At 55.0% G+C, this 26811-nt stretch carries 27 protein-coding genes; 16 read left to right on the top strand and 11 right to left on the bottom strand.

All coding sequences use genetic code 11. The features are described from left to right. Positions 1 to 17: 17 nt before the first annotated feature. Together tig and bolA are read right to left on the bottom strand one after the other, a co-directional pair. Positions 18 to 1316, bottom strand: coding sequence for a trigger factor (gene tig / locus ABFV38_RS04890; protein ID WP_008503318.1), 1299 nt, complete (start codon positions 1314 to 1316; stop codon positions 18 to 20). A gap of 330 nt (positions 1317 to 1646) precedes the next feature. Continuing rightward, on the bottom strand, positions 1647 to 1964 hold the full coding sequence (bolA, locus tag ABFV38_RS04885; RefSeq protein ID WP_021241655.1) for a transcriptional regulator BolA: 318 nt from the start codon (positions 1962 to 1964) through the stop codon (positions 1647 to 1649). A 305-nt stretch (positions 1965 to 2269) separates the two neighbouring features. Here bolA and ABFV38_RS04880 point away from each other — a divergent pair, with 305 nt between their 5' ends. The 8 genes from ABFV38_RS04880 (at position 2270) to ABFV38_RS04845 (ending at position 11146) form a co-directional block, all read left to right on the top strand. Then, complete coding sequence (locus tag ABFV38_RS04880) at positions 2270 to 2848, top strand: lipoprotein (RefSeq protein WP_028017643.1); 579 nt, start codon at positions 2270 to 2272, stop codon at positions 2846 to 2848. A gap of 46 nt (positions 2849 to 2894) precedes the next feature. Further along, positions 2895 to 4370, top strand: coding sequence for a muropeptide MFS transporter AmpG (gene ampG / locus ABFV38_RS04875; RefSeq protein ID WP_348958667.1), 1476 nt, complete (start codon positions 2895 to 2897; stop codon positions 4368 to 4370). A gap of 479 nt (positions 4371 to 4849) precedes the next feature. Further along, positions 4850 to 5797: a cytochrome o ubiquinol oxidase subunit II gene (cyoA, locus tag ABFV38_RS04870; RefSeq protein WP_008503322.1), complete on the top strand. Its 948-nt coding sequence runs from the start codon at positions 4850 to 4852 to the stop codon at positions 5795 to 5797. 16 nt (positions 5798 to 5813) lie between these two features. Next, a complete protein-coding gene (gene cyoB / locus ABFV38_RS04865; RefSeq protein ID WP_014168864.1) occupies positions 5814 to 7805 on the top strand; it encodes a cytochrome o ubiquinol oxidase subunit I in 1992 nt (663 codons plus the stop codon). Continuing rightward, the gene (locus ABFV38_RS04860) at positions 7795 to 8409 is read left to right on the top strand and encodes a cytochrome o ubiquinol oxidase subunit III (RefSeq protein ID WP_008503324.1); all 615 of its coding nucleotides are present in this window, start codon (positions 7795 to 7797) and stop codon (positions 8407 to 8409) included. Before cyoB ends, ABFV38_RS04860 begins: the two co-directional genes overlap by 11 nt. Beyond that, positions 8409 to 8735, top strand: coding sequence for a cytochrome o ubiquinol oxidase subunit IV (locus ABFV38_RS04855; protein WP_006176899.1), 327 nt, complete (start codon positions 8409 to 8411; stop codon positions 8733 to 8735). Before ABFV38_RS04860 ends, ABFV38_RS04855 begins: the two co-directional genes overlap by 1 nt. Positions 8736 to 8746: 11 nt before the next feature. Further along, positions 8747 to 9634, top strand: coding sequence for a heme o synthase (gene cyoE / locus ABFV38_RS04850; protein WP_013095848.1), 888 nt, complete (start codon positions 8747 to 8749; stop codon positions 9632 to 9634). A 150-nt stretch (positions 9635 to 9784) separates the two neighbouring features. Continuing rightward, positions 9785 to 11146, top strand: a complete 1362-nt coding sequence (locus ABFV38_RS04845; protein ID WP_348958665.1) for an MFS transporter — start codon at positions 9785 to 9787, stop codon at positions 11144 to 11146. Positions 11147 to 11194: 48 nt separating this feature from the next. On the opposite strand, the gene ABFV38_RS04840 is transcribed toward ABFV38_RS04845, so the two are convergent. Both ABFV38_RS04840 and ABFV38_RS04835 read right to left on the bottom strand, forming a co-directional pair. Beyond that, positions 11195 to 12558 (bottom strand): IS3 family transposase gene (locus ABFV38_RS04840; RefSeq protein WP_348958663.1). Its coding sequence is split into 2 segments (ribosomal slippage): positions 11195 to 12081 and positions 12081 to 12558, totalling 1365 coding nucleotides; the frame shifts between segments, so codons are not numbered across the junction. Between the two features lie 72 nt (positions 12559 to 12630). Further along, the gene (locus tag ABFV38_RS04835; protein WP_023293165.1) at positions 12631 to 13122 is read right to left on the bottom strand and encodes a YajQ family cyclic di-GMP-binding protein; all 492 of its coding nucleotides are present in this window, start codon (positions 13120 to 13122) and stop codon (positions 12631 to 12633) included. 121 nt (positions 13123 to 13243) lie between these two features. On the opposite strand from ABFV38_RS04835, the gene panE reads away from it, so the two are divergent. Together panE and yajL are read left to right on the top strand one after the other, a co-directional pair. Then, on the top strand, positions 13244 to 14155 hold the full coding sequence (gene panE / locus ABFV38_RS04830) for a 2-dehydropantoate 2-reductase (RefSeq protein ID WP_023616113.1): 912 nt from the start codon (positions 13244 to 13246) through the stop codon (positions 14153 to 14155). Beyond that, a complete protein-coding gene (gene yajL / locus ABFV38_RS04825; RefSeq protein WP_348958661.1) occupies positions 14118 to 14711 on the top strand; it encodes a protein deglycase YajL in 594 nt (197 codons plus the stop codon). Before panE ends, yajL begins: the two co-directional genes overlap by 38 nt. Positions 14712 to 14805: 94 nt before the next feature. Here the strand turns inward: yajL and thiI are convergent, their stop codons facing one another. Beyond that, entirely contained in the window at positions 14806 to 16254 is a 1449-nt protein-coding gene (thiI, locus tag ABFV38_RS04820) for a tRNA uracil 4-sulfurtransferase ThiI (protein WP_348958659.1), read from the bottom strand. A gap of 191 nt (positions 16255 to 16445) precedes the next feature. Between thiI and xseB the strand changes: the two genes are divergently transcribed. The 4 genes from xseB to ABFV38_RS04800 all read left to right on the top strand — a co-directional run bounded on the left by xseB (position 16446) and on the right by ABFV38_RS04800 (position 20511). Then, entirely contained in the window at positions 16446 to 16688 is a 243-nt protein-coding gene (xseB, locus tag ABFV38_RS04815) for an exodeoxyribonuclease VII small subunit (RefSeq protein ID WP_045909783.1), read from the top strand. Further along, a complete protein-coding gene (gene ispA, locus ABFV38_RS04810; RefSeq protein ID WP_045909784.1) occupies positions 16689 to 17588 on the top strand; it encodes a (2E,6E)-farnesyl diphosphate synthase in 900 nt (299 codons plus the stop codon). Between the two features lie 24 nt (positions 17589 to 17612). Beyond that, positions 17613 to 19475: a 1-deoxy-D-xylulose-5-phosphate synthase gene (gene dxs / locus ABFV38_RS04805; RefSeq protein WP_348958657.1), complete on the top strand. Its 1863-nt coding sequence runs from the start codon at positions 17613 to 17615 to the stop codon at positions 19473 to 19475. Positions 19476 to 19536: 61 nt separating this feature from the next. Then, positions 19537 to 20511: an aldo/keto reductase gene (locus ABFV38_RS04800; RefSeq protein ID WP_045909786.1), complete on the top strand. Its 975-nt coding sequence runs from the start codon at positions 19537 to 19539 to the stop codon at positions 20509 to 20511. Positions 20512 to 20573: 62 nt separating this feature from the next. On the opposite strand, the gene thiL is transcribed toward ABFV38_RS04800, so the two are convergent. The 5 genes from thiL to nrdR form a co-directional block, all read right to left on the bottom strand. Then, positions 20574 to 21545, bottom strand: a complete 972-nt coding sequence (gene thiL / locus ABFV38_RS04795) for a thiamine-phosphate kinase (protein WP_048030082.1) — start codon at positions 21543 to 21545, stop codon at positions 20574 to 20576. Between the two features lie 77 nt (positions 21546 to 21622). Then, on the bottom strand, positions 21623 to 22042 hold the full coding sequence (gene nusB, locus ABFV38_RS04790) for a transcription antitermination factor NusB (RefSeq protein ID WP_006809908.1): 420 nt from the start codon (positions 22040 to 22042) through the stop codon (positions 21623 to 21625). 21 nt (positions 22043 to 22063) lie between these two features. Further along, entirely contained in the window at positions 22064 to 22534 is a 471-nt protein-coding gene (gene ribE / locus ABFV38_RS04785) for a 6,7-dimethyl-8-ribityllumazine synthase (RefSeq protein WP_006176874.1), read from the bottom strand. An 87-nt stretch (positions 22535 to 22621) separates the two neighbouring features. Then, positions 22622 to 23725: a bifunctional diaminohydroxyphosphoribosylaminopyrimidine deaminase/5-amino-6-(5-phosphoribosylamino)uracil reductase RibD gene (gene ribD / locus ABFV38_RS04780; protein WP_348958656.1), complete on the bottom strand. Its 1104-nt coding sequence runs from the start codon at positions 23723 to 23725 to the stop codon at positions 22622 to 22624. Between the two features lie 4 nt (positions 23726 to 23729). Beyond that, on the bottom strand, positions 23730 to 24179 hold the full coding sequence (nrdR, locus tag ABFV38_RS04775) for a transcriptional regulator NrdR (RefSeq protein ID WP_008503337.1): 450 nt from the start codon (positions 24177 to 24179) through the stop codon (positions 23730 to 23732). Positions 24180 to 24331: 152 nt separating this feature from the next. On the opposite strand from nrdR, the gene ABFV38_RS04770 reads away from it, so the two are divergent. Together ABFV38_RS04770 and ABFV38_RS04765 are read left to right on the top strand one after the other, a co-directional pair. Further along, complete coding sequence (locus ABFV38_RS04770; protein WP_045909789.1) at positions 24332 to 24871, top strand: DUF3251 domain-containing protein; 540 nt, start codon at positions 24332 to 24334, stop codon at positions 24869 to 24871. A 270-nt stretch (positions 24872 to 25141) separates the two neighbouring features. Continuing rightward, positions 25142 to 26020, top strand: a complete 879-nt coding sequence (locus tag ABFV38_RS04765; protein ID WP_025912622.1) for a nucleoside-specific channel-forming protein Tsx — start codon at positions 25142 to 25144, stop codon at positions 26018 to 26020. 110 nt (positions 26021 to 26130) lie between these two features. Here ABFV38_RS04765 and ABFV38_RS04760 read toward each other — a convergent pair whose 3' ends face one another. Next, positions 26131 to 26811, bottom strand: a complete 681-nt coding sequence (locus tag ABFV38_RS04760; protein ID WP_032646151.1) for a YafY family protein — start codon at positions 26809 to 26811, stop codon at positions 26131 to 26133.

The raw sequence follows: 26811 nt of genomic DNA, 5'->3' as shown, positions 1-26811 counted from the left end.
AAACCGTTGGGGCGAAATTACGCCTGCTGGTTCATCAGTTCGTTGAAAGAGGTCGCTTTTTCGGTCACTTTCGCTTTCGCCAGTACCGCTTCAACCGCCTGCTCTTCCAGGGCTACGTTGCGCATGTTGTCCATCAGCTCTTTGTTCTTACCGTAGAACTCGATCACTTCTGATGGATCTTCGTATGCAGAAGCCATCTCTTCGATCAGGCCTTTCACACGCTCTTCGTCAGCTTTCAGCTCGTGGGTACGAATCACTTCGCCCAGCAGCAGGCCAACCACAACGCGACGTTTCGCTTGCTCTTCGAACAGCTCGCGTGGCAGTTCCATCGCTTGCTGCTGGTTGCCACCGAAACGCTGTGCAGCCTGACGGCGCAGAACGTCGATTTCGCTGTCGATCAGGGCAGCAGGAACGTCGATTTCGTTGGCTTTCACCAGACCTTCGATCGCCTGAGACTTCACGCGGTTGCGCACAGCACCGTTCAGCTCGCGCTCCATGTTTTTACGCACTTCGGTACGCAGGCCAGCAACAGAACCGTCTTCCACGCCGAAACGTTTGATGAACTCTTCAGTCAGTTCTGGCAGTTCGCGCTCTTCCACTTTCTTCAGGTTGATGACGAACTTCGCTGCTTTACCCTTCAGGTTTTCAGCGTGGTACTCTTCAGGGAAGGTCACGTCGATGGTGAATTCTTCGCCCGCTTTGTGGCCTTTGATACCGTCTTCGAAGCCTGGGATCATACGACCCTGACCCATTGCCAGTACGAAGTCAGACGCTTTGCCGCCTTCGAACTCTTCGCCGTCTACAGAACCGGTGAAGTCGATGGTCACACGGTCTTCCGCGTCAACAGCGCCTTCTTTCTCTTTCCAGTTCGCCTGCTGCTTACGCAGGGTGTCCAGCATGCCGTCAACGTCTTCGTCAGTCACGGAGACAATCGGTTTTTCAACTTCGATAGATTCCAGACCTTTCAGCTCAACTTCCGGGTACACTTCGAACTCTACGGAGTAGGTGAAGTCTTCGCCCAGTTTGTATTCGCCTGGAACGTAGTTTGGCGCACCGGCCGGATTGATTTTTTCTTTGATGATCGCATCGATAAAGTTGCGGCTCATCAGTTCACCCAGCACATCCTGACGCACGGAAGCGCCATAACGCTGAGCAACAACATTCATTGGTACTTTGCCCTTACGGAAGCCGTCAATACGTACTTTTTTTGCTACGTTGACCAGCTCGCTTTTCACAGCAGTTTCGATGCTGTCAGCAGCGATAGTAATCGTTACACGGCGGCCAAGGCCTTGAGTGGTTTCAACTGAAACTTGCATCTTGTTACCTCAAAAAAATCACAGTGCTCGGTCAACTCTGAATCTGTCTGTTATACCGGGATGCTCTCTTAGTGCAGATTCACATTCCCTGTCGCCAGAATCATCCCGAAGACATTCAATAAGACGCGGCATTATAGCGGCATCACTTAGGTGAGTCGAGAACGGTTGGGGCATGTTGCTGCGGCTTTTTTCACACTTTAAGGCTATTTTTAGCCTTAAAATCGCACCATCCGCTCAAAACTCAGACAAAACAAAACGGCCCGGAGGCCGTTTTGAGGAAATCTCTAAGCAACATACTGGAAAAGCTCCAGCCGTTGCAAATCCGATTTATCAGGCGATAGTGCCTGCACCGCGACAGGGCGGCGATGCGAAAACCGTATCCTGCAAGCCTTCCCATTCCTTAATGGTGTAGGTATGCAGTGCCAGCGCATGCACGGTCGTGGAGAGCTCTTCCGTCAAGGTGCTGTAGATCAAGCGATGTCGGTTCAGGAAACGTTCTCCCGTGAAGCGATCGCTAACCAGAACCACTTTAAAGTGGCTTTCAGAACCTGCCGGTACGTTATGACGATAGCTTTCGTCGACGACTTCGAGGAACACAGGGTTGAACGCTGCCCTTAATTTATCTTCTATATGCTCACGTATCATCATGAAATTACTCCTCCGACAACGCCAGGATGTCACCCATCCCTTTAAATATTAGCCGCTTTTACCGTTTCCATTACACCTTGACAACAAATATTTAGCTTTCGTCTGATTTTCTCATTCAAACGAATGAAGTTCACTGTGAGGCTCATACCTTTTGTCATCCGTGGAAGGAGAAAATGGGTGAGCTGGTCAGTTTTCGGACAAGACGATGAATTTACATGCGTTGACCACTTCCCCTGACCGTTGGCGATGTTATGATGGCGGCAATTTTTCTCTCTATTATGCTTACGATTCGTGAGAACCTTAAAATGTTAAAAAAACTCTTCTTTCCATTGGTAGCCCTTTTTATGCTGGCAGGCTGCGCTACCCCGCCGACCACCATTGATGTCTCACCGAAAATCACCCTGCCTCAGCAGGACCCAAGCCTGATGGGCGTCACCGTGAGCATTAACGGCGCCGACCAGCGTCAGGATCAGGCCCTGGCAAAAGTGACCCGTGATAACCAGCAGGTGACGCTCACCGCCTCCCGCGACCTGCGCTTCCTGCTGCAGGAAGTGCTGGAGAAACAGATGACCTCCCGTGGCTATATGGTTGGCCCAAGCGGCGCGGTGGATCTGCAGATCATCGTGAACAACCTCTACGCTGACGTGTCTCAGGGCAATGTGCGCTACAACATCGCCACCAAAGCGGATATCGCCATCATCGCGACCGCGAAGAACGGTAACAAGATGACCAAGAACTATCGCGCGAGCTACTCTGTAGAAGGCGCGTTCCAGGCATCGAATAAAAATATTGCTGATGCGGTTAACAGCGTGCTGACGGATACCATTTCCGACATGGCGCAGGACACCAGCATTCACGACTTCATCAAGCAGAACGCGCGTTAATCCTGCCCGCTGACCCGGTCTATCGCCGGGTCAGTTTTATAAGAACATGTCCAGCCATTACTTACGCATTTTCCAGCAACCGAAATCAGCGATTCTGCTGATCCTCGGCTTTGCCTCGGGTTTACCCCTCGCGCTCACCTCCGGCACGCTTCAGGCGTGGATGACGGTCGAGAACATCGATCTGAAAACCATTGGCTTCTTCTCGCTTGTGGGTCAGGCCTATGTATTCAAGTTTCTGTGGTCTCCGGTCATGGATCGCTACACGCCACCTTTCCTCGGGCGTCGTCGCGGCTGGCTGGTGATGACGCAGCTCCTGCTGCTGCTGGCCATTGCGGCGATGGGTTTTCTTGAACCCGCCACGCAGCTGCGCTGGATGGCCGCGCTTGCGGTGGTGATTGCCTTCTGTTCCGCCTCTCAGGATATCGTGTTCGACGCCTGGAAGACGGACGTGTTACCAGCGGAAGAGCGCGGTGCCGGTGCGGCCATCAGCGTGCTGGGCTATCGCCTCGGGATGCTGGTCTCCGGCGGGCTGGCGCTGTGGCTGGCAGACCGTTACCTAGGCTGGCAGGGGATGTACTGGCTAATGGCTGCTCTGCTGCTCCCCTGCATTATCGCGACGCTATTGGCGCCTGAACCGAGTGACGTTATCCCGGTTCCCCGCTCGCTGGAGCAGGCCGTCGCCGAACCGCTGCGTGACTTCTTTGGCCGCAACAACGCCTGGCTGATCCTGCTGCTTATCGTCCTTTATAAGCTGGGTGACGCTTTTGCCATGAGCCTGACCACCACCTTCCTGATCAGGGGTGTCGGCTTTGACGCCGGTGAAGTGGGCGTGGTGAATAAAACGCTGGGGCTGTTTGCGACCATTGTCGGGGCACTGTATGGCGGCGTGCTGATGCAGCGCCTGACGCTGTTCCGCGCGCTGCTGATCTTCGGCATTCTGCAAGGCGCCTCTAACGCAGGCTATTGGCTGCTGTCGATTACCGACAAACATACAATCAGCATGGCTGCGGCGGTATTTTTTGAAAATCTCTGTGGCGGTATGGGGACAGCGGCCTTTGTCGCCCTGCTGATGACCCTGTGCAACAAGTCATTTTCCGCTACGCAGTTCGCACTGCTCTCTGCGCTCTCTGCCGTAGGCCGCGTTTATGTAGGCCCAATTGCCGGCTGGTTCGTGGAAGCCCACGGTTGGCCAACATTTTATCTCTTCTCGGTCGTGGCTGCCGTGCCGGGGATTTTATTGCTGCTGGTGTGTCGCCAGACGCTGGAATATACCCAGCGGACCGAACACTTTATGCCGCGCACCGAATATCACCGCGCCTACCGTTTTGCGTTACGACTGTTAATGGTGGGCTGCATTGCGCTGGCACTCTGGCTTGTGGTGCTCATTATTAATGCCAGCACGTCTCTGGCACTCCCCTTCGGGGCCCTTCTGCTGGACGCCGGTGCCCTGCTGGCCATTGTTGGGATCCTGACCGGGGGTCTACTCGATTTCATGGCGTTGCGTAAAACGCAGCTGACCTGAAGAAAAATACGAAAGGTTATTTCCCGTTGTAATCACTAACCGAAATTATAACGGTGAAATAGCCACCAGCGACGAAAAAAAATATTTGTTGTTTTGTGCGGGATAGGATTTGGAAATTATTGGCTCCGGTTCCAAAACGCTATTTTTCATTAAACGATTCAGCATGTGATAGTTTGATTTTTCGTTTTTTAGATGTCTTTTTATTGATAATTAATTGTTAATTTTTTGTTTATTTTTAACAATGGTTATACCAATTGCCCCTTTTAGGGTATGCTTGGGGGTCCTTTCGTTATAAAGCCCATCTCATGCGGCTTCGGTCATAAAAACCGACATAATTTGCAACACTTGTGACACGTGCGGCAGAACCCGGTAACACCTTCCTGACACAGGCCTAATGATGTTTACAGTAATGTAACCTTCCCGTAAAATGCCCGCACACTTTAAACGCCACCAGACTCCCGTGGAATTGAGGTCGTTAAATGAGACTCAGGAAATACAATAAAAGTTTGGGATGGTTGTCATTATTCGCAGGCACTGTATTACTCAGTGGCTGTGATTCTGCACTACTAGACCCCAAAGGACAGATTGGACTGGAACAACGTTCACTGATATTGACGGCTTTTGGCCTGATGTTGATTGTGGTTATTCCAGCCATTTTGATGGCTGTTGGTTTCGCCTGGAAGTATCGTGCGAGCAATAAAGATGCGAAGTATAGCCCGAACTGGTCACACTCCAATAAAGTGGAAGCTGTGGTCTGGACGGTACCTATCCTGATCATCCTGTTCCTTGCCGTACTGACCTGGAAAACCACTCACGCACTTGAGCCGAGCAAGCCGCTGGTTCACGATGAAAAACCTATTACCATCGAAGTGGTCTCCATGGACTGGAAATGGTTCTTCATCTATCCAGAGCAGGGTATTGCTACCGTGAATGAAATCGCCTTCCCGGCGAACACTCCGGTTCAGTTCAAAGTGACCTCCAACTCCGTAATGAACTCCTTCTTCATCCCGCGTCTGGGTAGCCAGATTTACGCGATGGCCGGTATGCAGACTAACCTGCACCTGATCGCGAATGAAGCAGGCACCTATGATGGTATCTCCGCCAGCTATAGCGGCCCGGGCTTCTCAGGTATGAAGTTCAAAGCTATTGCAACGCCAGACCGTGCCGCTTTCGACCAGTGGGTTGAAAAAGCGAAGCAGTCTCCAAACACCATGTCTGACATGGCGGCGTTCGAAAAAGTGGCTGCACCTAGCGAATACAACAAGGTGGAGTACTTCTCTAACGTGAAACCCGATTTGTTCAAAGATGTGATTGGCAAATTTATGGATCACGGCAAGAGCATGGACATGACCCAGCCTGAAGGCGAGCACAGCGCGCACGAAGGTATGGAAGGCATGGACATGAGCCACGCGGAAACCGCTCACTAAGGGGCCGAGGAAGAAAATGTTCGGAAAATTGACACTGGATGCAGTGCCCTACCATGAACCGATTATCGTGGTTACGGTGGCTGCAATTATCATTGGTGGCGCGGCCTTACTGGCCTTAATCACTTACTTCGGTAAGTGGAGCTACCTGTGGAACGAGTGGCTGACTTCGGTTGACCACAAAAAACTCGGTATCATGTACTGCATCGTCGGTATCGTCATGTTAATTCGTGGCTTTGCGGATGCAATCATGATGCGTAGCCAGCAGGCACTCGCCTCTGCGGGTGAAGCCGGCTTCCTGCCACCGCACCACTACGATCAGATCTTTACCGCCCACGGCGTTATCATGATCTTCTTCGTGGCGATGCCGCTGGTTATCGGTCTGATGAACGTGGTCGTTCCGCTGCAAATCGGCGCGCGCGACGTGGCGTTCCCGTTCCTGAACAACCTGAGCTTCTGGTTCACGGTTGTCGGCGTTATCCTGGTTAACCTGTCACTGGGTGTGGGCGAATTCGCGCAGACCGGCTGGCTGGCTTACCCACCGCTGTCAGGAATTGAGTACAGTCCGGGCGTTGGCGTCGACTACTGGATTTGGGCGCTTCAGCTCTCCGGTGTCGGTACAACCCTGACCGGTATCAACTTCTTCGTGACTATTATCAAGATGCGTGCCCCTGGCATGACCATGTTCAAGATGCCGGTATTTACCTGGGCATCTCTGTGCGCCAACATCCTGATTATTGCCTCCTTCCCAATCCTGACCGTCACCATCGCGCTGCTGACCCTGGACCGCTACCTGGGCACCCATTTCTTCACGAATGATATGGGTGGCAACATGATGATGTACATCAACCTGATTTGGGCCTGGGGTCACCCGGAAGTGTACATCCTGGTTCTGCCTGTGTTCGGTGTGTTCTCCGAAATCGCAGCAACCTTCTCGCGTAAACGTCTGTTTGGTTACACCTCTCTGGTGTGGGCAACCGTATGTATTACCGTTCTGTCGTTCATCGTTTGGCTGCACCACTTCTTCACCATGGGTGCGGGCGCGAACGTAAACGCCTTCTTCGGTATTACCACCATGATTATCGCCATCCCAACCGGGGTGAAGATCTTCAACTGGCTGTTCACCATGTACCAGGGCCGTATCGTGTTCCACTCAGCAATGCTGTGGACCATCGGCTTCATCGTGACCTTCTCCGTAGGTGGGATGACCGGCGTACTGCTGGCGGTACCAGGTGCTGACTTCGTTCTGCACAACAGTCTGTTCCTGATTGCGCACTTCCATAACGTTATCATCGGTGGCGTGGTCTTCGGCTGCTTCGCTGGCGTAACCTACTGGTGGCCAAAAGCGTTCGGCTTCACGCTGAACGAGAAATGGGGTAAACGCGCGTTCTGGTTCTGGATCATCGGTTTCTTCGTGGCATTTATGCCGCTGTACGTGCTGGGCTTCATGGGTATGACCCGTCGTCTGAGCCAGCAGATCGATCCGCAGTTCCACCCAATGCTGATGGTTGCAGCGGGCGGTGCCGTGCTGATTGCCTGTGGTATCGCATCTCAGCTGATTCAGTTCTACGTGTCTATTCGCGACCGCGACCAGAACCGTGACCTGACCGGTGACCCATGGGGTGGCCGTACGCTGGAGTGGGCGACCTCTTCTCCACCGCCTTTCTATAACTTTGCCATCGTGCCGCAGGTTCATGAACGCGACGCATTCTGGGAAATGAAAGAAAAAGGTGAAGCGTACAAGCAACCTGCTCATTACGAAGAGATCCACATGCCGAAAAACAGCGGTGCGGGCATCGTGATTGCCGCTTTCGCGACGGTATTTGGTTTCGCAATGATCTGGCACATCTGGTGGATGGCGATTGTTGGCTTCGCTGGCATCGTAATCAGCTGGATTGTGAAGAGCTTTGACGAGGACGTGGACTACTACGTACCAGTCCGTGAAGTTGAGAAGCTGGAAAATCAGCATTTCGACGAGATTTCTAAAGCGGGGCTGAAAAATGGCAACTGATACTCTGGCGCACTCAACTGCCCACGCGCATGAGCATGCGCACCACGATACAGGACCGACCAAAGTCTTCGGTTTCTGGATCTACCTGATGAGCGACTGCATTCTGTTCTGCTGTCTGTTCGCGACCTATGCCGTTCTGGTGAACGGCACAGCGGGCGGCCCGACCGGCAAGGACATCTTTGAACTGCCGTTCGTTCTGGTTGAAACCGCACTGCTGTTATTCAGCTCCATCACCTACGGCATGGCGGCTATCGCCATGTACAAAAACAACAAGAGCCAGGTTGTGTCCTGGCTGGCGTTGACCTGGCTGTTTGGTGCTGGATTTATCGGGATGGAAATCTATGAATTCCATCACCTGATCATGGAAGGCTTCGGCCCGGATCGCAGTGGCTTCCTGTCCGCGTTCTTCGCGCTGGTCGGCACCCACGGTCTGCACGTGACCTCCGGTCTGATCTGGATGGCAGTACTGATGTTCCAGATCTCCCGTCGCGGCCTGACCAGTACTAACCGTACCCGTATCCTGTGCCTGAGCCTGTTCTGGCACTTCCTGGACGTGGTGTGGATCTGTGTGTTCTCTGTAGTCTATCTGATGGGGGCGATGTAATGAGTCATTCTAACGATCATGGCGCTTCCCACGGCAGCGTAAAAACCTACATGACAGGTTTCATCCTGTCGATCATCCTGACGGTGATCCCGTTCTGGATGGTGATGAGCGGTTCTGCGTCTAAGCCGGTTATCCTGGGTGCAATCCTGGTGACCGCGGTGATTCAGATTCTGGTGCATCTGGTTTGCTTCCTGCACATGAACACCAAGTCCGATGAAGGCTGGAACATGACCGCCTTTATCTTTACCGTGATTATCATCGCTATCCTGGTAGTCGGTTCCATCTGGATTATGTGGAACCTCAACTACAACATGATGGTTCACTAAGAGCGGCGAGTATGTTTAAGCAATACCTGCAAGTAACGAAACCAGGCATCATCTTTGGCAACCTGATCTCCGTGATCGGAGGGTTCCTGCTGGCCTCCAAAGGCAGCATTGATTACACCCTCTTTATCTACACGCTGGTCGGTGTGTCACTGGTTGTTGCGTCCGGTTGTGTATTTAACAACTACATCGACATGGATATCGACAAGAAGATGGAAAGGACCAAAAATCGGGTGCTGGTGAAAGGCCTGATCGCCCCTTCCGTCTCGCTGGTGTACGCCACCTTGCTGGGTATTGCTGGCTTTATGCTGCTGTGGTTTGGTGCTAACCCGCTGGCCTGCTGGCTGGGGGTTATGGGGTTCGTGGTGTATGTGGGCGTCTACAGCCTGTATATGAAGCGTCACTCCGTCTACGGCACGCTGATTGGTTCTCTCTCCGGCGCTGCGCCGCCGGTGATTGGCTACTGCGCGGTCACGAATGAGTTCGACAGCGGTGCGCTGATCCTGCTGGCTATCTTTAGCCTGTGGCAGATGCCGCACTCCTATGCCATCGCGATTTTCCGCTTTAAGGATTATCAGGCAGCGAACATCCCGGTTCTGCCGGTCGTGAAAGGCATCTCCGTTGCCAAGAACCACATCACGCTGTACATCATCGCCTTTGCCGTGGCAACGCTGATGCTCTCTCTGGGTGGTTACGCTGGATACAAATATCTGGCGGTAGCGGCTGCGGTGAGCGTCTGGTGGCTCGGCATGGCGCTGCGCGGTTACAAAGTGGAAGATGACAAAGTCTGGGCGCGCAAGCTGTTTGTGTTCTCGATTGTGGCCATTACTTCACTGTCCGTGATGATGTCCGTGGACTTCATGGTGCCGGATTCACATAACCTGCTGACTTACGTCTGGTAAGCCACAACAGGTGAATAAAGGGGTGCTTCGGCACCCCTTTTTTATTCACTGAATCTATTAATAACGCATGTAATATTTGTTAAATAACCCTTTATTTACCCCGCCCCTTCCCCGCACTACACTATGGCCTGCTTTTGAACTGAGGTGGTAATGAACGATTATAAAATGACGCCAGGCGAGCTACGCGCGACCTGGGGCTTAGGGACTGTCTTCTCGCTACGGATGCTTGGCATGTTTATGGTCCTGCCTGTTCTGACCACGTACGGTATGGCGCTGCAGGGGGCCAGCGAGGCGCTGATTGGCCTCGCCATTGGCATTTATGGTCTGGCGCAGGCGGTGTTCCAAATCCCGTTTGGTCTGCTCTCTGACCGGGTGGGCCGCAAACCGCTGATTGTCGGCGGGCTGCTGGTCTTTGTGCTCGGAAGCGTCATTGCCGCCCTCTCCCACTCCATCTGGGGCATTATTCTTGGCCGCGCTCTGCAGGGCTCCGGTGCGATTGCCGCCGCGGTGATGGCGCTGCTGTCAGACTTAACCCGCGAGCAAAATCGTACCAAAGCGATGGCGTTCATCGGCGTGAGCTTTGGCGTGACGTTTGCGATTGCGATGGTGCTGGGCCCCATCATTACGCACACGTTGGGTCTGCACGCCCTGTTCTGGATGATTGCCGTGCTGGCGACCATCGGTATAGCCTTAACCCTGTGGGTGGTTCCGGACAGCAAAAACCACGTCCTCAACCGTGAGTCGGGGATGGTAAAAGGCTGCTTCAGCAAAGTGATTGTCGAGCCGCGCCTGCTTAAGCTGAATTTTGGCATTATGTGTCTGCACATTCTGCTGATGTCGACCTTTGTTGCCCTGCCCGGCCAGCTTGCCGCAGCGGGTTTCCCGGCGGCTGAGCACTGGAAAATCTATCTGGTTACGATGCTGATTTCGTTTGTCTCCGTCGTGCCGTTCATCATCTACGCCGAAGTGAAGCGCAAAATGAAGCGCGTCTTCGTGGGCTGCGTGGCGGTCCTGCTGATTGCCGAGATCGTGCTCTGGGGTGCCGGCCCGCACTTCTGGGAGCTGATTGCTGGCGTGCAGCTGTTCTTCCTGGCATTTAACCTGATGGAAGCCCTGCTCCCGTCGCTGATCAGCAAAGAGTCCCCCGCCGGTTACAAAGGCACGGCAATGGGCATTTATTCCACCAGCCAGTTCCTCGGCGTGGCGATCGGCGGCTCGCTTGGCGGCTGGTTGGACGGCCTGTTTGATTCACAAACCGTGTTTCTCGCGGGGGCGCTGCTGGCGACAGTCTGGCTGCTGGTCGCCGGTACCATGAAAGAGCCGCGCTACGTGAGCAGCCTGCGCGTAGAAATTCCGGATGATCTGGAGATTAGCGATGCGCTGAAACAGCGTCTGGAAGCTAAAGACGGGGTCACAGAGGTGCTGATTGTTCCCGAAGAGCGCAGCGCTTACGTCAAAATTGACAGCAAGGTGACCAACCGCTTCGAGGTCGAGCAGGCGCTCAAGGCGTGAAAAAAAGCCCGGTTAATGGACTGACCCCATAAAGTTGGACAGTTCATGTTAAGCGGCTATCAGGGCCTGGGTTCGGTATTCTACCGGACTCAGGCCTTTTAATTTCAGGCTGATTCGCTCGTTGTTATAGTAGTGGATATAGTCCTCTATCGCCTTCCTTAGTTCACTCAGATTGCTGAACCTGTTCAGGTAAAAACACTCTGATTTCAGTGTGCCAAAGAAGTTCTCTATCACCGCGTTATCCAGGCAATTTCCCTTGCGCGACATGCTTTGTGTTATCCCCTTCGCCTTTAACTTGGCCTGATACCCTGCCATTCGATATTGCCAGCCCTGATCCGTGTGCAGCAACAGCGCATCCTCCGGTCCGAGCACTGAGAACGCATCGTGCAGCATCGTATTAACCATCTCCATTACCGGCTTTTCCGACAGGCTGTAAGAGATAATCTCCCGGTTGAACAGATCGAGAACTGGCGACAGGTACAGCTTTTTACCCTGCACCGAGAATTCTGTAACATCCGTGACCCATTTTTCGTTGGCTTTCGATGCACCGAAGTTCCGGCTCAGGATATTGGGTGCAGCCTTGCCCACGTCCCCTTTCCAGGCGCGATATTTCTTCACCCTTATCAGTGAGCGGAGTGACAGCTCCGCCATCAGCCGCTGCACTGTTTTATGGTTTACCAGCAACCCCTGTTTTCTCAGTGAGAGCGTGATCCTGCGGTAGCCATAACGCCCTTTGTGATAGTGGTAAATCTCTCTGATTTTGTCTTTCAGCCCGGCATGTCTGTCCACTCGCTTCAGCGCATTCATATTGTGATACCACGTACTGCGGGACATACCCGCTGCACGCAGAAGATCACCGAGCGCATAGTTCAGCCTTAGTTCACTGATTATTGCGGCTTTCTGCCGTTTTTCTCGCTTTGAACTAAGGCCTTCAGCTTTTTTAGATAGGCATTCTCTGCGCGCAGGTAGCGGAGTTCAGCCCGCAGTTCTTCGGGAGATAACTTTTCCAGTGCAGCATCGGTAAGTGGAGGTGTTTTTTTGGGGGTTGTCATGTTCTTGCTCCGGCCGGGTTTTATGCTCAGAAGTCCTTTCTCACCAGCGACTTTGTAAACATTCACCCAGTGCCGGACAACGGTTTCATTTGAGATATTAAACCGTGCGGCAGCTTCACGCATCGAAAGTTCTTCGTTGAGAACAGTCTGGACAACAGTCATCCGGAGCGCCGGAGAATGGCGGTCATTTTTCCAGGTTATGCCATCAATACCGTGGAGTTGCCAGGCTCTTACCCAGCGTCGCACTGATGTTCTCTCAACACCAAAGCGTTCAGCTGTACGATGTGTTCCATCTTTTCCGGCAAGGTAGTGATTAACTACAGCTAATCTGGTTTCGAGGGAATATTTTGGCTTTGCCATAAAAAACTGCACCTTACTCAGTTGGGTGTCCAAAACTTTTGGGGTGCAGTCCATTAAACCGGGCTTAATATATTAATCGCGGAAGTTTTTAAACTGGAACGGCTGACCCAGATCGCCGCCGCGCACCAGCGCCATCACCGACTGGAGGTCATCGCGGGACTTACCGGTCACGCGAATCTCTTCGCCCTGGATCTGCGCCTGCACCTTCAGCTTGCTGTCTTTGATGAGCTTCACAATCTTCTTCTGCACCGCGCTCTCGATGCCCTGCTTCAACTTGGCTTCCACAAACCAGTTTTTACCGCTGTGCACAAACTCGTCCGGCACATCCAGAGACGTCCCTTCGATGCCGCGCTTTAACAGCTTGGCGCGCAGAATGTCGAGCAGCTGATTTACCTGGAAATCAGACTCGCTCAGCACCTTAATGGTCTTATTTGCGTCGTTCAGCTCAAACGACGCCTCAACGCCACGAAAATCGAAACGTGACTCTACTTCGCGGGTTGCGTTCTCAACGCCGTTGCGAACTTCCTGGATATCAACTTCGGAAACAATATCGAAAGATGGCATCTTTTCTTCTCCCTTCACTTTTGTTGCGTTGCATAATACCCGCTACGAGGCATAACTCAACAGAAGCTTAGCTGTATAATTAAGCTGTAACACCTGGCGCAGTTGCAGGTGAGGAGGAACAATGAAAATTACAGTGCTCGGATGTGGAGCCCTTGGTCAGCTATGGCTGACCGCGCTGTGCAAGCACGGACATGAGGTTCAGGGCTGGCTGCGCGTGCCCCAGCCCTATTGCAGTGTAAACCTGATTGGTGAAGACGGAAGCATCTTTAACGAATCCCTCACCGCGAACGATCCTGATTTCCTGGCGCAAAGCGACCTTTTACTGGTGACGCTCAAAGCGTGGCAGGTTTCAGACGCGGTCAAGACACTGGCCGCCCAGCTCCCCCCCACTTCGCCCATCCTGCTGCTGCATAACGGCATGGGGACCCTTGACGAGCTGAAAAGCGTTCCGCAGCCTCTGCTGATGGCGACAACCACGCACGCTGCCCGTCGCGACGGCAACATCATCGTGCATGTCGCCAGCGGCGTGACCCACATCGGGCCTGCCAGAACGCAGGATGGGGACTACAGCTATCTTGCCGATGTGTTGCAGAAGGTGCTGCCAGACGTGGCCTGGCATAACCATATTCGTCCACAACTCTGGCGCAAGCTGGCCGTAAACTGCGTGATCAATCCGCTGACGGCGCTGTGGAACTGTCCGAACGGAGAGCTGAAAAATCATCCTCAGGAGGTTGCACTGCTCTGTGCAGAAGTCGCGGCGGTCGTTGAGCGGGAAGGCCTGCATACCTCGGCAGACGATTTGCGCTGTTATGTCGAGCAGGTTATTGAGAGTACGGCTGAGAACATCTCCTCGATGCTGCAGGATGTTCGGGCATTACGCCACACGGAGATCGACTATATCACCGGATATCTGCTAAAACGCGCCCGCGCGCACGGCATCGCGGTGCCGGAAAACGCCCGTCTGTATGACCTGGTTAAACGTAAGGAGAGTGAATATGAGCGCGTCGGCACTGATCTGCCTCGCCCCTGGTAGCGAAGAGATGGAAGCGGTCACCACCATCGATCTGATGGTGCGCGGCGGTATTAACGTGACAACCGCCAGCGTCGCCAGCGACGGCAGCCTGGCGATTACCTGCTCGCGCGGCGTGAAGCTGCTGGCCGATGCTCCGCTCGTGCAGGTGGCCGACAGGGATTACGACATCATCGTCCTGCCCGGTGGCCTGAAGGGCGCGGAGTATTTTCGCGACAGCCCGCTGCTGGTTGAGACCGTGCGTCAGTTTCATTTATCCGGGCGCATTGTCGCCGCCATTTGTGCCGCCGCTGGCACGGTGCTGGTTCCCCATGACATCTTCCCCATCGGCAATATGACCGGCTTCCCGGGGCTGAAAGACACCATTCCGGAAGATCAGTGGGTGGACAAACGCGTCGTCTGGGATCCGCGCGTCAACCTGCTGACCAGCCAGGGCCCGGGCACCGCGATTGATTTTGGCTTAAAGATTATCGACCTGCTGGTCGGGCGCGAGAAGGCGTACGAAGTGGCGTCATCGCTGGTGATGCCAGCGGGGATTTATAATTACTATGAAGAGTAGTGCATAAAAAAAGCCGGGTGGCGGCTACGCCTTACCCGGCCTACAAATGCACGGTACCGTAGGCCCGGTAAGCGAAGCGCCACCGGGCGAGAAACTACGGACGATACACCTTCACATTCGCAAAGCCCTGCTCGCGCAGATACAGCGCCTGCAGGCGGCTCATCACCCCACGCTCACACCACAGCAGGTACGTTTTGCTCTGGTCGAGGTCGCCAAACTTCGTGCTCAGCTTATAGAACGGCAGAGAAACCACCTCCACGCCATCCACCTGCAGCGGTTTGTCATCCTGCTCGTCAATAGAACGGATATCCAGAATCGCGTCGTTCGCGCCGAAACCGCTCACGGTCTCCACTTCAACCACGTCCTGCTCGGTCTGCTGGGCAATCTCACGGATATCAATGTTGGAGGCTTCCTCCACCACTTTGTCCAGGATGGCAAAATCGAAGTTCTCTTCTTCCGCTTCAATCTTCGCCTTCACCGCTTTAACGGTCGGGCTTTTTGAGATCACGCCGCAGTATTCCGGCATGGTGCGGGCAAAATCTTCGGTGCCGATTTCGCGTGCCAGATCGATGATGTGTTCTTTATCGTGAGAGATCAGCGGACGCAGGATCAGCGTATCAGACACGTTGTCGATCAGGCGCAGGTTGGTCAGCGTCTGGCTGGAGACCTGGCCCAGCGCTTCGCCGGTGACCAGCGCCTGCACGCCGTAGCGTTCAGCCACTTTGGACGCCGCACGCACCATCATGCGCTTCAGGATGACGCCCATCTGGCCGTCGTCCACTTTCTCCAGAATCTCGCCGACCACCGGTTCGAAATTAATTGCCACGAAACGCACGCGGTGGGAGCTGCCGAAGCGGTTCCACAGGAAATGTGCCACCTGACGAACGCCGATCTCGTGCGCCGCACCGCCCAGGTTAAAGAAGCAGTAGTGTACGCGACAGCCGCGGCGCATCAGCATATAGCTGGAGACACCGGAGTCAAAGCCGCCGGAGATCAGGGACAGGACGTCTTCCTGGGTGCCGATCGGGAAGCCGCCGATGCCTTCATAGCGGCCTTTCACCAGCAGCAGGCGATCGTTTTCGATCTCCAGATTAACGGTTACGTCCGGGTTGGTCAGGCGCACGCGCGCAGACTCGACGTGCTGGTTCAGACCGCCGCCAACGTAACGTTCAACTTCAATGGAGCTGAACTCGTGCTTGCCGCGACGCTTCACGCGCACGCAGAAGGTTTTGCCTTCGATCTGGTCGCGGTACTGGACCAGCGCTTTCTCGAAGATGTCGTGCATATCGCTAAACGGGACATCTTCCACTTCCAGAATATGGTGGATACCCGGAATACGGGTCAGGGCGTCGCGAATATCCTGACGTTTGTTTTCGTCTTTGGCACGGACCTCAACGTGGTCCCAGTGGCGCACCACGGCGAGGGTTTCGTCGTAGTGCTTTAATACGTTACGAATGTTCCCGGTGAGAATTTTAATAAAGCGCAAACGCACAGATTGGCTTTTGATGGTGATTTCAGGGAACAATTTAATGATAAACTTCATGGCGGCAATGTTTCTTAGGCAAGCCTGTTAAGGCTTGTAATGGAAAAGAGTACAGCAGCCCACACCCGTGGCTGCATCCAGGCGCGCAAGTATACCACCATCGCGCCGCTCCTGTGCACATTGCGCGTTATTTGCTTATCCGCCCGAGTCCGTTACCATGTCGGGGCGAAGAATATAAGAGTCAATTCACTATGCCGAAGAAGAACGACGCACCGGCCAGTTTCGAAACTGCGCTGAGTGAACTGGAGCAAATTGTTACCCGCCTCGAGAGTGGCGATCTCCCGCTGGAAGAGGCGCTCAACGAATTCGAGCGCGGCGTCCAGCTGGCGCGCCAGGGTCAGGTTAAGCTGCAACAGGCCGAACAGCGCGTGCAGATCCTGCTGTCCGACAGCGAAGAGGCGAAAACCACGCCTTTCACACCGGACGCCGAGTAAATGGATTTTGCCAACGAGCTTCAGGCGCGTGTCGTGCGCGCCAACGACGCCCTGCGCCGTTTTATTGCGCCACAGCCTTTTCAGAACACTCCACTGGTTGAAGCAATGCACTATGGCGCACTCTTGGGTGGAAAGCGCCTGCGCCCGTTCCTGGTGTACGCCACAGGCAACATGTTTGGCATCAGCGATAACACGCTGGACGCCCCGGCAGCCGCCGTTGAGTGCATCCATGCCTACTCGCTGATCCACGACGATCTCCCGGCCATGGACGACGACGACTTGCGTCGGGGTCAACCCACCTGCCATATCAAGTTTGGCGAAGCGAATGCCATTCTGGCGGGTGATGCCCTGCAGACGCTGGCGTTCTCGATTCTGAGCGATGCGCCAATGGCCGAAGTGGCTGACCGTGACCGTCTGGCAATGATTTCCGAACTGGCCATGGCCAGTGGCGTGGCGGGCATGTGCGGCGGACAGGCCTTGGATCTTGAAGCCGAAGGACGTCAGGTTAATCTGGAACAGCTGGAGCGTATTCATCGCCATAAAACCGGGGCATTGATTCGTTCCGCCGTTCGTCTTGGCGCGCTGAGCGCGGGTGAGCAAGGGCGCAAAGCCCTGCCGATTCTGGACAGATACGCAGAAAGTATCGGTCTGGCATTCCAGGTTCAGGATGACATTCTGGATGTGGTGGGCGATACTGCAACATTGGGTAAACGTCAGGGTGCGGACCAGCAGCTTGGCAAAAGTACCTACCCCGCCCTGCTGGGTCTTGAGCAAGCCCAACGTAAAGCCCGGGATCTGATTGACGATGCCCGCCAGTCGCTGAATCAGCTGGCCGCGCAATCGCTGGATACCTCGGCACTGGAAGCGCTAGCGGACTATATAATCCAGCGTGATAAATAAACTATATATCTCGATGAGCCTTTGATGAGTTTTGATATTGCCAAATACCCGACACTGGCGTTAGTTGACTCCACCCAGGAGTTACGTCTGTTGCCGAAAGAGAGCCTGCCGAAGCTGTGCGACGAGCTGCGTCGCTACCTGCTCGACAGCGTAAGCCGCTCCAGCGGCCATTTCGCCTCCGGGCTTGGCACGGTAGAGCTGACCGTGGCGCTGCACTACGTCTATAACACGCCGTTCGATCAGCTGATCTGGGACGTGGGCCACCAGGCTTATCCGCACAAAATTCTGACCGGACGTCGCGATAAAATTGGCACCATTCGTCAGAAAGGCGGTCTGCACCCGTTCCCGTGGCGCGGGGAGAGCGAGTACGACGTATTGAGCGTCGGGCACTCCTCCACCTCTATTTCTGCAGGCATCGGGATTGCCGTTGCTGCCGAAAAAGAGAACAAGCAGCGCCGCACCGTCTGCGTGATTGGCGACGGTGCCATCACTGCCGGTATGGCCTTTGAGGCCATGAACCATGCGGGCGACATCAAGCCGGACATGCTGGTTGTGCTTAACGATAACGAAATGTCGATTTCCGAAAACGTTGGCGCGCTGAACAACCATCTGGCGCAGCTTCTCTCCGGCAAGCTTTACTCCTCGCTGCGTGAAGGCGGCAAGAAAGTCTTCTCCGGCGTACCGCCGATCAAAGAGCTGCTCAAGCGCACCGAAGAGCACATCAAAGGCATGGTCGTGCCGGGCACCCTGTTTGAAGAGCTGGGCTTTAACTATATCGGCCCGGTTGACGGCCATGACGTGCTGGGACTGGTGACCACGCTCAAGAACATGCGTGACCTGAAAGGCCCGCAGTTCCTGCACATCATGACCAAAAAAGGCCGTGGCTACGAACCGGCGGAAAAAGATCCGATTACCTTCCACGCGGTACCAAAATTTGACCCGTCCAGCGGCTGTCTGCCGAAAAGCAACGGCGGCATGCCGAGCTATTCAAAAATCTTCGGCGACTGGCTGTGCGAAACCGCCGCAAAAGACAACAAGCTGATGGCGATCACCCCAGCCATGCGCGAAGGCTCCGGCATGGTGGAGTTCTCCAGAAAATACCCTGACCAGTATTTCGACGTGGCCATTGCCGAGCAGCACGCGGTGACGTTTGCCGCGGGCCTGGCGATCGGCGGCTACAAACCGGTTGTCGCTATCTATTCCACCTTCCTGCAGCGCGCCTACGATCAGGTGATCCACGACGTGGCGATCCAGAAGCTGCCGGTGCTGTTTGCTATCGATCGTGCGGGCATTGTCGGTGCCGACGGCCAGACGCACCAGGGCGCGTTTGACCTGTCGTTCCTGCGCTGCATTCCGGATATGGTGATCATGACGCCAAGCGACGAGAACGAATGTCGTCAGATGCTGTTTACCGGCTACCACTATCAGGATGGCCCAAGCGCCGTTCGCTACCCGCGCGGCAATGCGGTGGGCGTTGAGCTGCAGCCGCTGGAGAAGCTGGCGATCGGTAAAGGTCTGGTCAAACGTCGCGGTGAAAAAGTGGCGATTCTGAACTTCGGCACGCTGATGCCAGAGGCGGCGAAAGTGGCTGAAACGCTGAACGCCACCCTGGTCGATATGCGCTTTGTGAAACCGCTCGACGAATCCCTGATCCTGAGTATGGCTGAGGCGCATGACGTGCTGGTCACGCTGGAAGAGAACGCGATTATGGGCGGTGCGGGCAGCGGCGTGAACGAGGTGCTGATGGCAAACCGTAAAGCCGTTCCGGTGCTGAACCTCGGCCTGCCGGACCATTTCATCCCGCAAGGTACCCAGGACGAAGCCCGCGCGGCGATTGGCCTGGACGCTGCCGGTATCGAAGCAAAAATCCGCGCCTGGCTGGACTGATCCCTCCCCTTTTCCGCTCCTGCTATGATTAAACGTATTGTTTAAACAGCAGGAGCGGACCGTGCAATACACAACATTAGGAAAAACAGACCTTAAGGTTTCCCGGCTTTGTCTGGGATGCATGACCTTTGGCGAACCCGATCGGGGAAACCACGCCTGGACGCTGCCGGAAGAGAGCAGCCGTCCGATTATCAAACGCGCCATCGAGGGCGGCATTAACTTCTTTGACACCGCCAACAGCTATTCCGACGGCAGCAGCGAGGAGATTGTCGGCCGCGCCCTGCGTGATTTTGCCCGTCGGGAAGACATCGTGGTTGCCACCAAGGTGTACTATCCGGTGGGCGACCTGGCTCAGGGCCTTTCTCGCGCTCAGATCCTGCGTTCCATTGATGATAGCCTCAGGCGTCTGAACATGGATTACGTCGACCTGCTGCAAATTCACCGTTGGGATTACAACACGCCCATTGAGGAGACGCTGGAAGCACTCAACGACGTCGTCAAAGCCGGTAAAGCGCGCTATATCGGCGCGTCGTCTATGCATGCCTCGCAGTTTGCTCAGGCACTGGATCTGCAGGCACAGCACGGCTGGGCGCGCTTCGTCACCATGCAGGACCACTACAATCTGATCTACCGTGAAGAAGAACGTGAGATGCTGCCGCTGTGCCATCAGGAGGGCGTGGCGGTCATCCCGTGGAGCCCGCTCGCGCGCGGCCGCCTGACCCGTCCGTGGGGAGAAACCACGGCCCGTCTGGTCTCGGATGAAGTGGGAAAAAATCTCTACGAAGGAACAGAGGCCAGCGATGCCCTGATCGCTGAACGCTTAGCCGGAATTGCCGACGATACCGGCGCAACCCGCGCCCAGGTAGCGCTGGCGTGGCTGCTGGGTAAACGCGGCGTCGCGGCGCCAATTATCGGCACATCCCGGGAAGAGCAGCTTGACGAACTGCTGAATGCAGTGGATATCACGCTGACGCCGGAGCAGGTTGCCGAGCTGGAGACGCCGTATCAGCAGCATCCGGTGGTGGGGTTTAAGTAAGCCCCATCTTTTGTAGGCCGGGTAAGGCGGAACCGCCCCCCGGCAATACAGAGCGCACAAACTCACGCGAAGTGATCGTACCCTTTCCAGTCCAGCGTAACCGGCTCACCGTCTTTCACAAACTTCAGCCCTTCACTCTCCGGCATGATCTGCCCGATACAGGTGAATTTCGCGCCGAGGTGCGCTAATGCCACGTCGAGCGTTCCGCGGTTCAGCTCCGGAACGGTAAAGCACAGCTCATAATCTTCGCCACCGGACAGCGCCCAGCGCAGCGCCTGCTCAGGTTCGACATGACGAAGCAGTTCCTCTGACAGCGGGAACAGATCCAGGTCAACGCGCGCGCCGACACCGCTGGCCTTCAGAATATGGCCGAGGTCCGAGATCAGCCCGTCAGAGAGATCGATAGCCGAGCTTGCCCGCTCGCGCAGCGCCTGACCGTGCAGAATACGCGGCGTCGGGCGCAGATGGCGTTTCACCAGATACGCCGCATCGTCGGCATCCTTCACGGTTAAGCGATCCTGGAGGATCGCCAGCCCTGCCGCGCTGTCGCCTGGCGTACCGGTCACATAGATCCAGTCGCCGGGTTTTGCGCCTGAGCGCTTCAGCGCGCGGCCGAGCGGCACATACCCGTGGATCGCCAGCGTCATCGACAGCGGTCCGGCAGTGGTATCACCGCCAATCAGCTGCATATCGTAGTAGTTAAGCTGCTCAAACAGCGCATCGCTAAAGGCTTCAAGCCAGGCTTCGTCTACCTCTGGCAGCGTCAGCGCCAGGGTTAACCACGCGGGATCGGCCCCCATCGCCGCCAGATCGCTGACGTTAACCGCCAGCGCCTTATACGCCAGATCGGCAGGATCGATATCCGGTAAAAAATGACGTCCGCACACTAAGGTGTCGGTGCTGATTGCCAGCGTCTGTTTTTCGGGAATATTGAGAAGTGCACAGTCATCGCCGATGCCGGTTTCAACATCAAGACGAGAGGTTCTGACACGGTCGAAATAACGGGCAATCAGGGAAAATTCGCCGCATGCCATACGTTATGCCTCAGCAAATAAAAGAAAAAACCGGAGCCGCACTGCCCGTCAGGCAATGCAGAACTCCGGTTTGCGGATCACTTTTTGTGGGGACGGATCGCAGGTGCTGCTTTATCAAGTACGCCGTTTACAAACTTGTGGCTGTCTTCAGCACCGAAGGTTTTCGCCAGTTCGATCGCTTCGTTAATGGCCACTTTGTACGGCACATCATCACGTTTAGACAGCTCAAACAGCGCGATACGCAACACTGCTTTTTCTACCTGACCCAGCTCTTCGAGCAGACGGGACAGGTAAGGTTTCATCAGACCATCGAGATACGCGCTATTAGTCGCCACTCCCGACAGCAGTTCACGGAAGTACAGAACGTCAACGTCTTTCACGTCCTGTTCTGACAGGAACTGGTATTCAACATCAGCGATGTCGTTCTGGGACAACTGCCAGGAGTAAAGTGCCTGGACGGCACATTCACGGGCGCGGCGACGAGCAGCAGGTTTCACGGAATTCCCCTTACAAAAAAATCAGGCCTTGATGGCTTTCAATACATTGATCATTTCAAGCGCGGTCAGTGCAGCTTCTGCACCTTTGTTACCGGCTTTGGTGCCAGCACGTTCGATGGCTTGTTCAATACTTTCGGTAGTCAGCACGCCGAACGCGACAGGAATTTCAGCATCCTGCGCAACGTGTGCCAGACCATTGCTTGCACCGCCCGCAACGTATTCGAAGTGCGCAGTGCCGCCACGAATAACGGTACCCAGCGCAATCACCGCGTCGTATTTACCGGTTTTCGCCAGCGCGCCCGCCGCCAGTGGCAGTTCGTAAGCGCCTGGAACCCAAACAACGGTAATGTTGTCATCTTTAACCTGGCCGATACGTTTCAGGGCGTCAATGGCACCTTCCAGCAGGCTGTCGTTGATGAAGTTGTTGAAACGCGCAATGGTGATGGCGACGCGAGCGTCCGGGGTAGCTACAGCAGCTTCAATAATGTTCATACTCTTCCTTTACGGGTTCATTTGGCCCCGCAGGGGGGCGGATTTTATCATAATACTTTGCGCACTGCTTCCCTATTTCGGGAGCAATTACGCTGTCGTTAAGTGGAGGCAGACATCCGGACCTACCGGACGAATCTCGCTGAATTTGAGTTGTGGTGCGTCGGCCAGTTTTTCAAGGCCAGGCAGCACAAACAGGCCACGCGCGTCGTGACCTAACAGTTTAGGCGCAACGTAAACAAGCAGTTCATCCACCAGTCCGGCCTGTAAGAGCGCACCGGCGAGCGTTGGCCCCGCTTCCACCCAGATACTGTTCACCTGTTGCTTGCCGAGCAGCATCATCAGTACCACGAGATCCAGATGGCCGTTATGCTCCGGCACCATGATGCTGCGCACGCCTTTCGGCCATGTGCGCGTATCGTCCTTCGTGCGGGCAATCCAGGTTTCACCCGGCTGCTGGACGATGCGGTGCTCTGGCGTCACGCGGTTCTGGCTATCAATGACAATACGCAGCGGCTGACGCAGGTTCTCCTGCGGGTACAGAGCCTGGGTATCGGCATTCAGCTCGTCCCAGCGCACGGTCATGGCCGGATCATCAGCCAGAACGGTTTCACTGCTGGTGAGAATAGCATGGCTTTGCGCGCGCAGACGTTGCACATCGCGCCTTGCCTGTGGCGATGTGATCCACTGACTCTCGCCGTTTGCCATTGCCGTACGACCGTCCAGCGAGGCACCCAGCTTAAGCTGGATATACGGGAACCCGGTACGCATGCGCTTCAGGAAACCTTTGTTGAGCGCTTCCGCGTCCTGCATCATCAGGCCATGGCTGACGTCAATGCCTTCCTGCTGCAGGCGATACAGACCCCGTCCGGCCACCTGCGGATTCGGATCCTGCATCGATGCGACCACGCGCGAAACCCCCGCGGCAATTAACGCGTCGCAGCACGGCGGCGTACGCCCGTGATGGCTGCAGGGCTCCAGCGTAACGTAGGCTGTAGCGCCGCGCGCCTTCTCACCAGCCATGCGCAGCGCATGAACCTCAGCATGCGGTTCGCCTGCGCGATAGTGAAAGCCCTCCCCCACGATCTCGCCATCTTTAACGATAACGCACCCGACGTTCGGGTTGGGATGGGTCGTAAAACGACCGCGCTGCGCCAGCTTCATGGCTCGCGCCATGTACATCTCATCGTGCATGAGCTTAATCCTGTAAGCGGGCGATCTCTTCGCCAAACTCTTTGATATCTTCGAAGCTGCGGTAGACCGAAGCAAAGCGGATATAGGCGACCTTATCGAGCTTTTTCAGCTGCTCCATCACCAGGTTACCAATCATTTTGCTCGGCACTTCACGCTCACCCAAACCACGAAGGTAAGATTTTATGTGGTTTAACGCCATCTCCACGTCGTCCGCGCTGACAGGACGTTTTTCAAGGGCCTTCAGCATTCCGCTGCGCAGTTTCTCTTCGTTAAACGGCTCACGCACGTCGTTACTTTTTACCACGCGCGGCATGACCAGCTCTGCCACCTCAAAGGTCGTAAAACGCTCGTTGCACACCAGACACTGCCGACGACGGCGTACGGATGACCCTTCGCCCACCAGGCGAGAGTCGATGACTTTGGTATCCACAGCGGAGCAGAATGGGCAATGCATACGGTATCCCTGTTATCTGGTTAACTGATTTTCATTTTACCCTGATCTGGCCTGACAACAAAGGAAGAGCTTTTTGAGACAAAGGATCTATGTCTGACACAATGATGCTCGCTACCATTAGGACGATCCGTTATTTCAAGGAAATAAACGCAATGACAAGACGTTACCTGAAAATATTGCTGGTGGGGAGCCTCTTCACCCTTAGCGCCTGTGCACAGCAAACCGAAGTCCGCCAGTTGAAACAGAGCGTCAATACGCTCAATACGGCGATGGACAAGCTGAACAAAGAAACGGTGAAAATCACCCAGCAAAACGCGCTGAATGCCAAATCCAGCAGCGGGGTTTATCTGCTGCCGGGCGCGAATACGCCTGCGCGTCTCAATAGTCAGATCGGCACGCTAAAAATGTCTCTGGTGAATGTGGCGGCGAATGCAGATGGTACTCGCGCAACATTACGCATCCAGGGAGAGTCCAACGATCCGCTTCCGGCCTTCAGCGGCACCGTCGAGTGGGGCCAGATCCAGGGCACCACGGAGAATTACCAGGAGGTGAACGTGAAGAATCAACTCTTCACCGCCCCGGCCAGTGTTTTAGCACCAAGCGATGTGGATATCCCGCTTCAGTTAAGCGGCCTTACGCCGGAACAGTTAGGCTTTATCCGCATTCACGACATTCAACCCGCCGCGCACTAATCCCCTCCTTTTTAGCGGAGTGAAATGTCACTCCGCTAACATTTACATTTCGTATGGATTGGCAACATAAATGATTGCCGCTACAATCCCGGCCGTTTAAAGTACGCAAACGTGAACGCAATCGATTACGCGTGTGAGAGATATGTGAAACAACACATATTTTTGTGAGCAGGGATTCCTATAATAGGCACCGCAGAAACACGAAATATTTAGAAACGCAATTCGCGCATTTTTCACTCCCGGAAGGGAATTTCAATCAGTGGCATGATTATGAAAAAAACATTACTCGCAGCTGGCGCCGTGCTGGCACTGTCCTCTTCTTTCACTGTTAACGCAGCGGAAAACGACAAACCACAATACCTCTCCGACTGGTGGCACCAGAGCGTTAACGTGGTGGGCAGCTACCACACGCGTTTCGGACCACAGATTCGTAACGATACCTACCTGGAATATGAAGCCTTCGCCAAGAAAGACTGGTTTGATTTCTACGGCTACATGGATGCACCGGTCTTCTTCGGTGGTAACTCTCAGGCTAAAGGTATCTGGAACCACGGTTCCCCTCTGTTCATGGAAATCGAACCACGCTTCTCCATCGACAAGCTGACCGGCACCGATCTGAGCTTCGGCCCGTTCAAAGAGTGGTACTTCGCGAACAACTACATTTACGACATGGGCCGCAACGAGTCCGGTCGTCAGAGCACCTGGTATATGGGTCTGGGTACGGACATCGACACCGGCCTGCCAATGAGCCTGTCTCTGAACGTCTATGCCAAGTATCAGTGGCAGAACTATGGCGCTGAAAACCAGAACGAATGGGATGGCTATCGTTTCAAAGTGAAATACTTTGTGCCAATCACCCAGCTGTGGGGCGGTAACCTGAGCTATATCGGCTTCACCAACTTCGACTGGGGTTCAGATCTGGGCGATAAGAGCGGTTACGCAGAGAACGGTATTAAGCAGCGTACCAATGACTCCATCGCCTCCAGCCACATCCTGGCGCTGAACTACGATCACTGGCATTACTCCGTTGTGGCACGTTACTGGCACAACGGCGGCCAGTGGAACGACGACGCGAAACTGGTATGGATGAACGAACACGTCCGTTCTACCGGTTGGGGTGGTTACCTGGTTGTAGGCTACAACTTCTAATCTCGTGGTTTTTGCCGGGTGGCGGCTTCGCCTTACCCGGCCTACAAAACCTGTAGGCCCGTGCAAGCGCAGCGCCGCCGGGCAAAAAAGCCAGCTCTTAAGCTGGCTTTTTACTGCCTCACCTTGCGCAAAAAATCCGCCAAAGACCTGTCCGCACTCTCGCTAAACCGCCTTTCCGTAGTCACAATATTGAGGCATCTGTCGAGCCGGAAACAGCGATAGTCATCGCGCCGTTCACACCACGCGGCCAGCAGCCAGCGCTCTCCCCAGAAGAACAGCCCCAGCGGCTGAACCTCACGATTAGACAGCTGTCCTGCTTCATCACGGTAATGCAGTGCCAGCACCTGCTGAGCGGAAATTGCCTGATGAATCCTGTCAAAGTCGCTGCGGGAGTGGCTTTGCATGCAAAAATCCGGGGCGTAGATCCGCGTCTGCTCCGCCTTTCGACGACTTTCCTCGGGCAGAATCGCCAGCACCTTTTCCTGAGCCGACTCCAGCTCGCGCGACAGCGATTCCCCACCCCAGGTTTTGAGCAGGCGAATCGCGACGATCAGCGCCTCAGACTCCTTATTTGTCAGCATCAGTGGCGGCAGGTCAAAGCCCGACATGAGGCGATATCCGCTCCCCGCTTCACCTTCCACCGGCACGCCGGAAAGCGACAGGTCGCGGATATCGCGATAGACCGTACGCTCAGACACGCCAAGCCGGTCCGCCAGATGCGCTGCCGTTGTCAGACGCCTGCCCCGCAGGATCTGCACAATCTGAAACAAACGGTCAGCGCGTCGGGTCAT

Source organism: Enterobacter cloacae complex sp. Mu1197, assembly GCF_040059225.1.
Taxonomy (GTDB): Bacteria; Pseudomonadota; Gammaproteobacteria; order Enterobacterales; family Enterobacteriaceae; genus Enterobacter; species Enterobacter quasiroggenkampii.
Note: the sequence above shows the minus strand (reverse complement) of the source record. Positions and strands in the feature narration are given on the sequence as shown.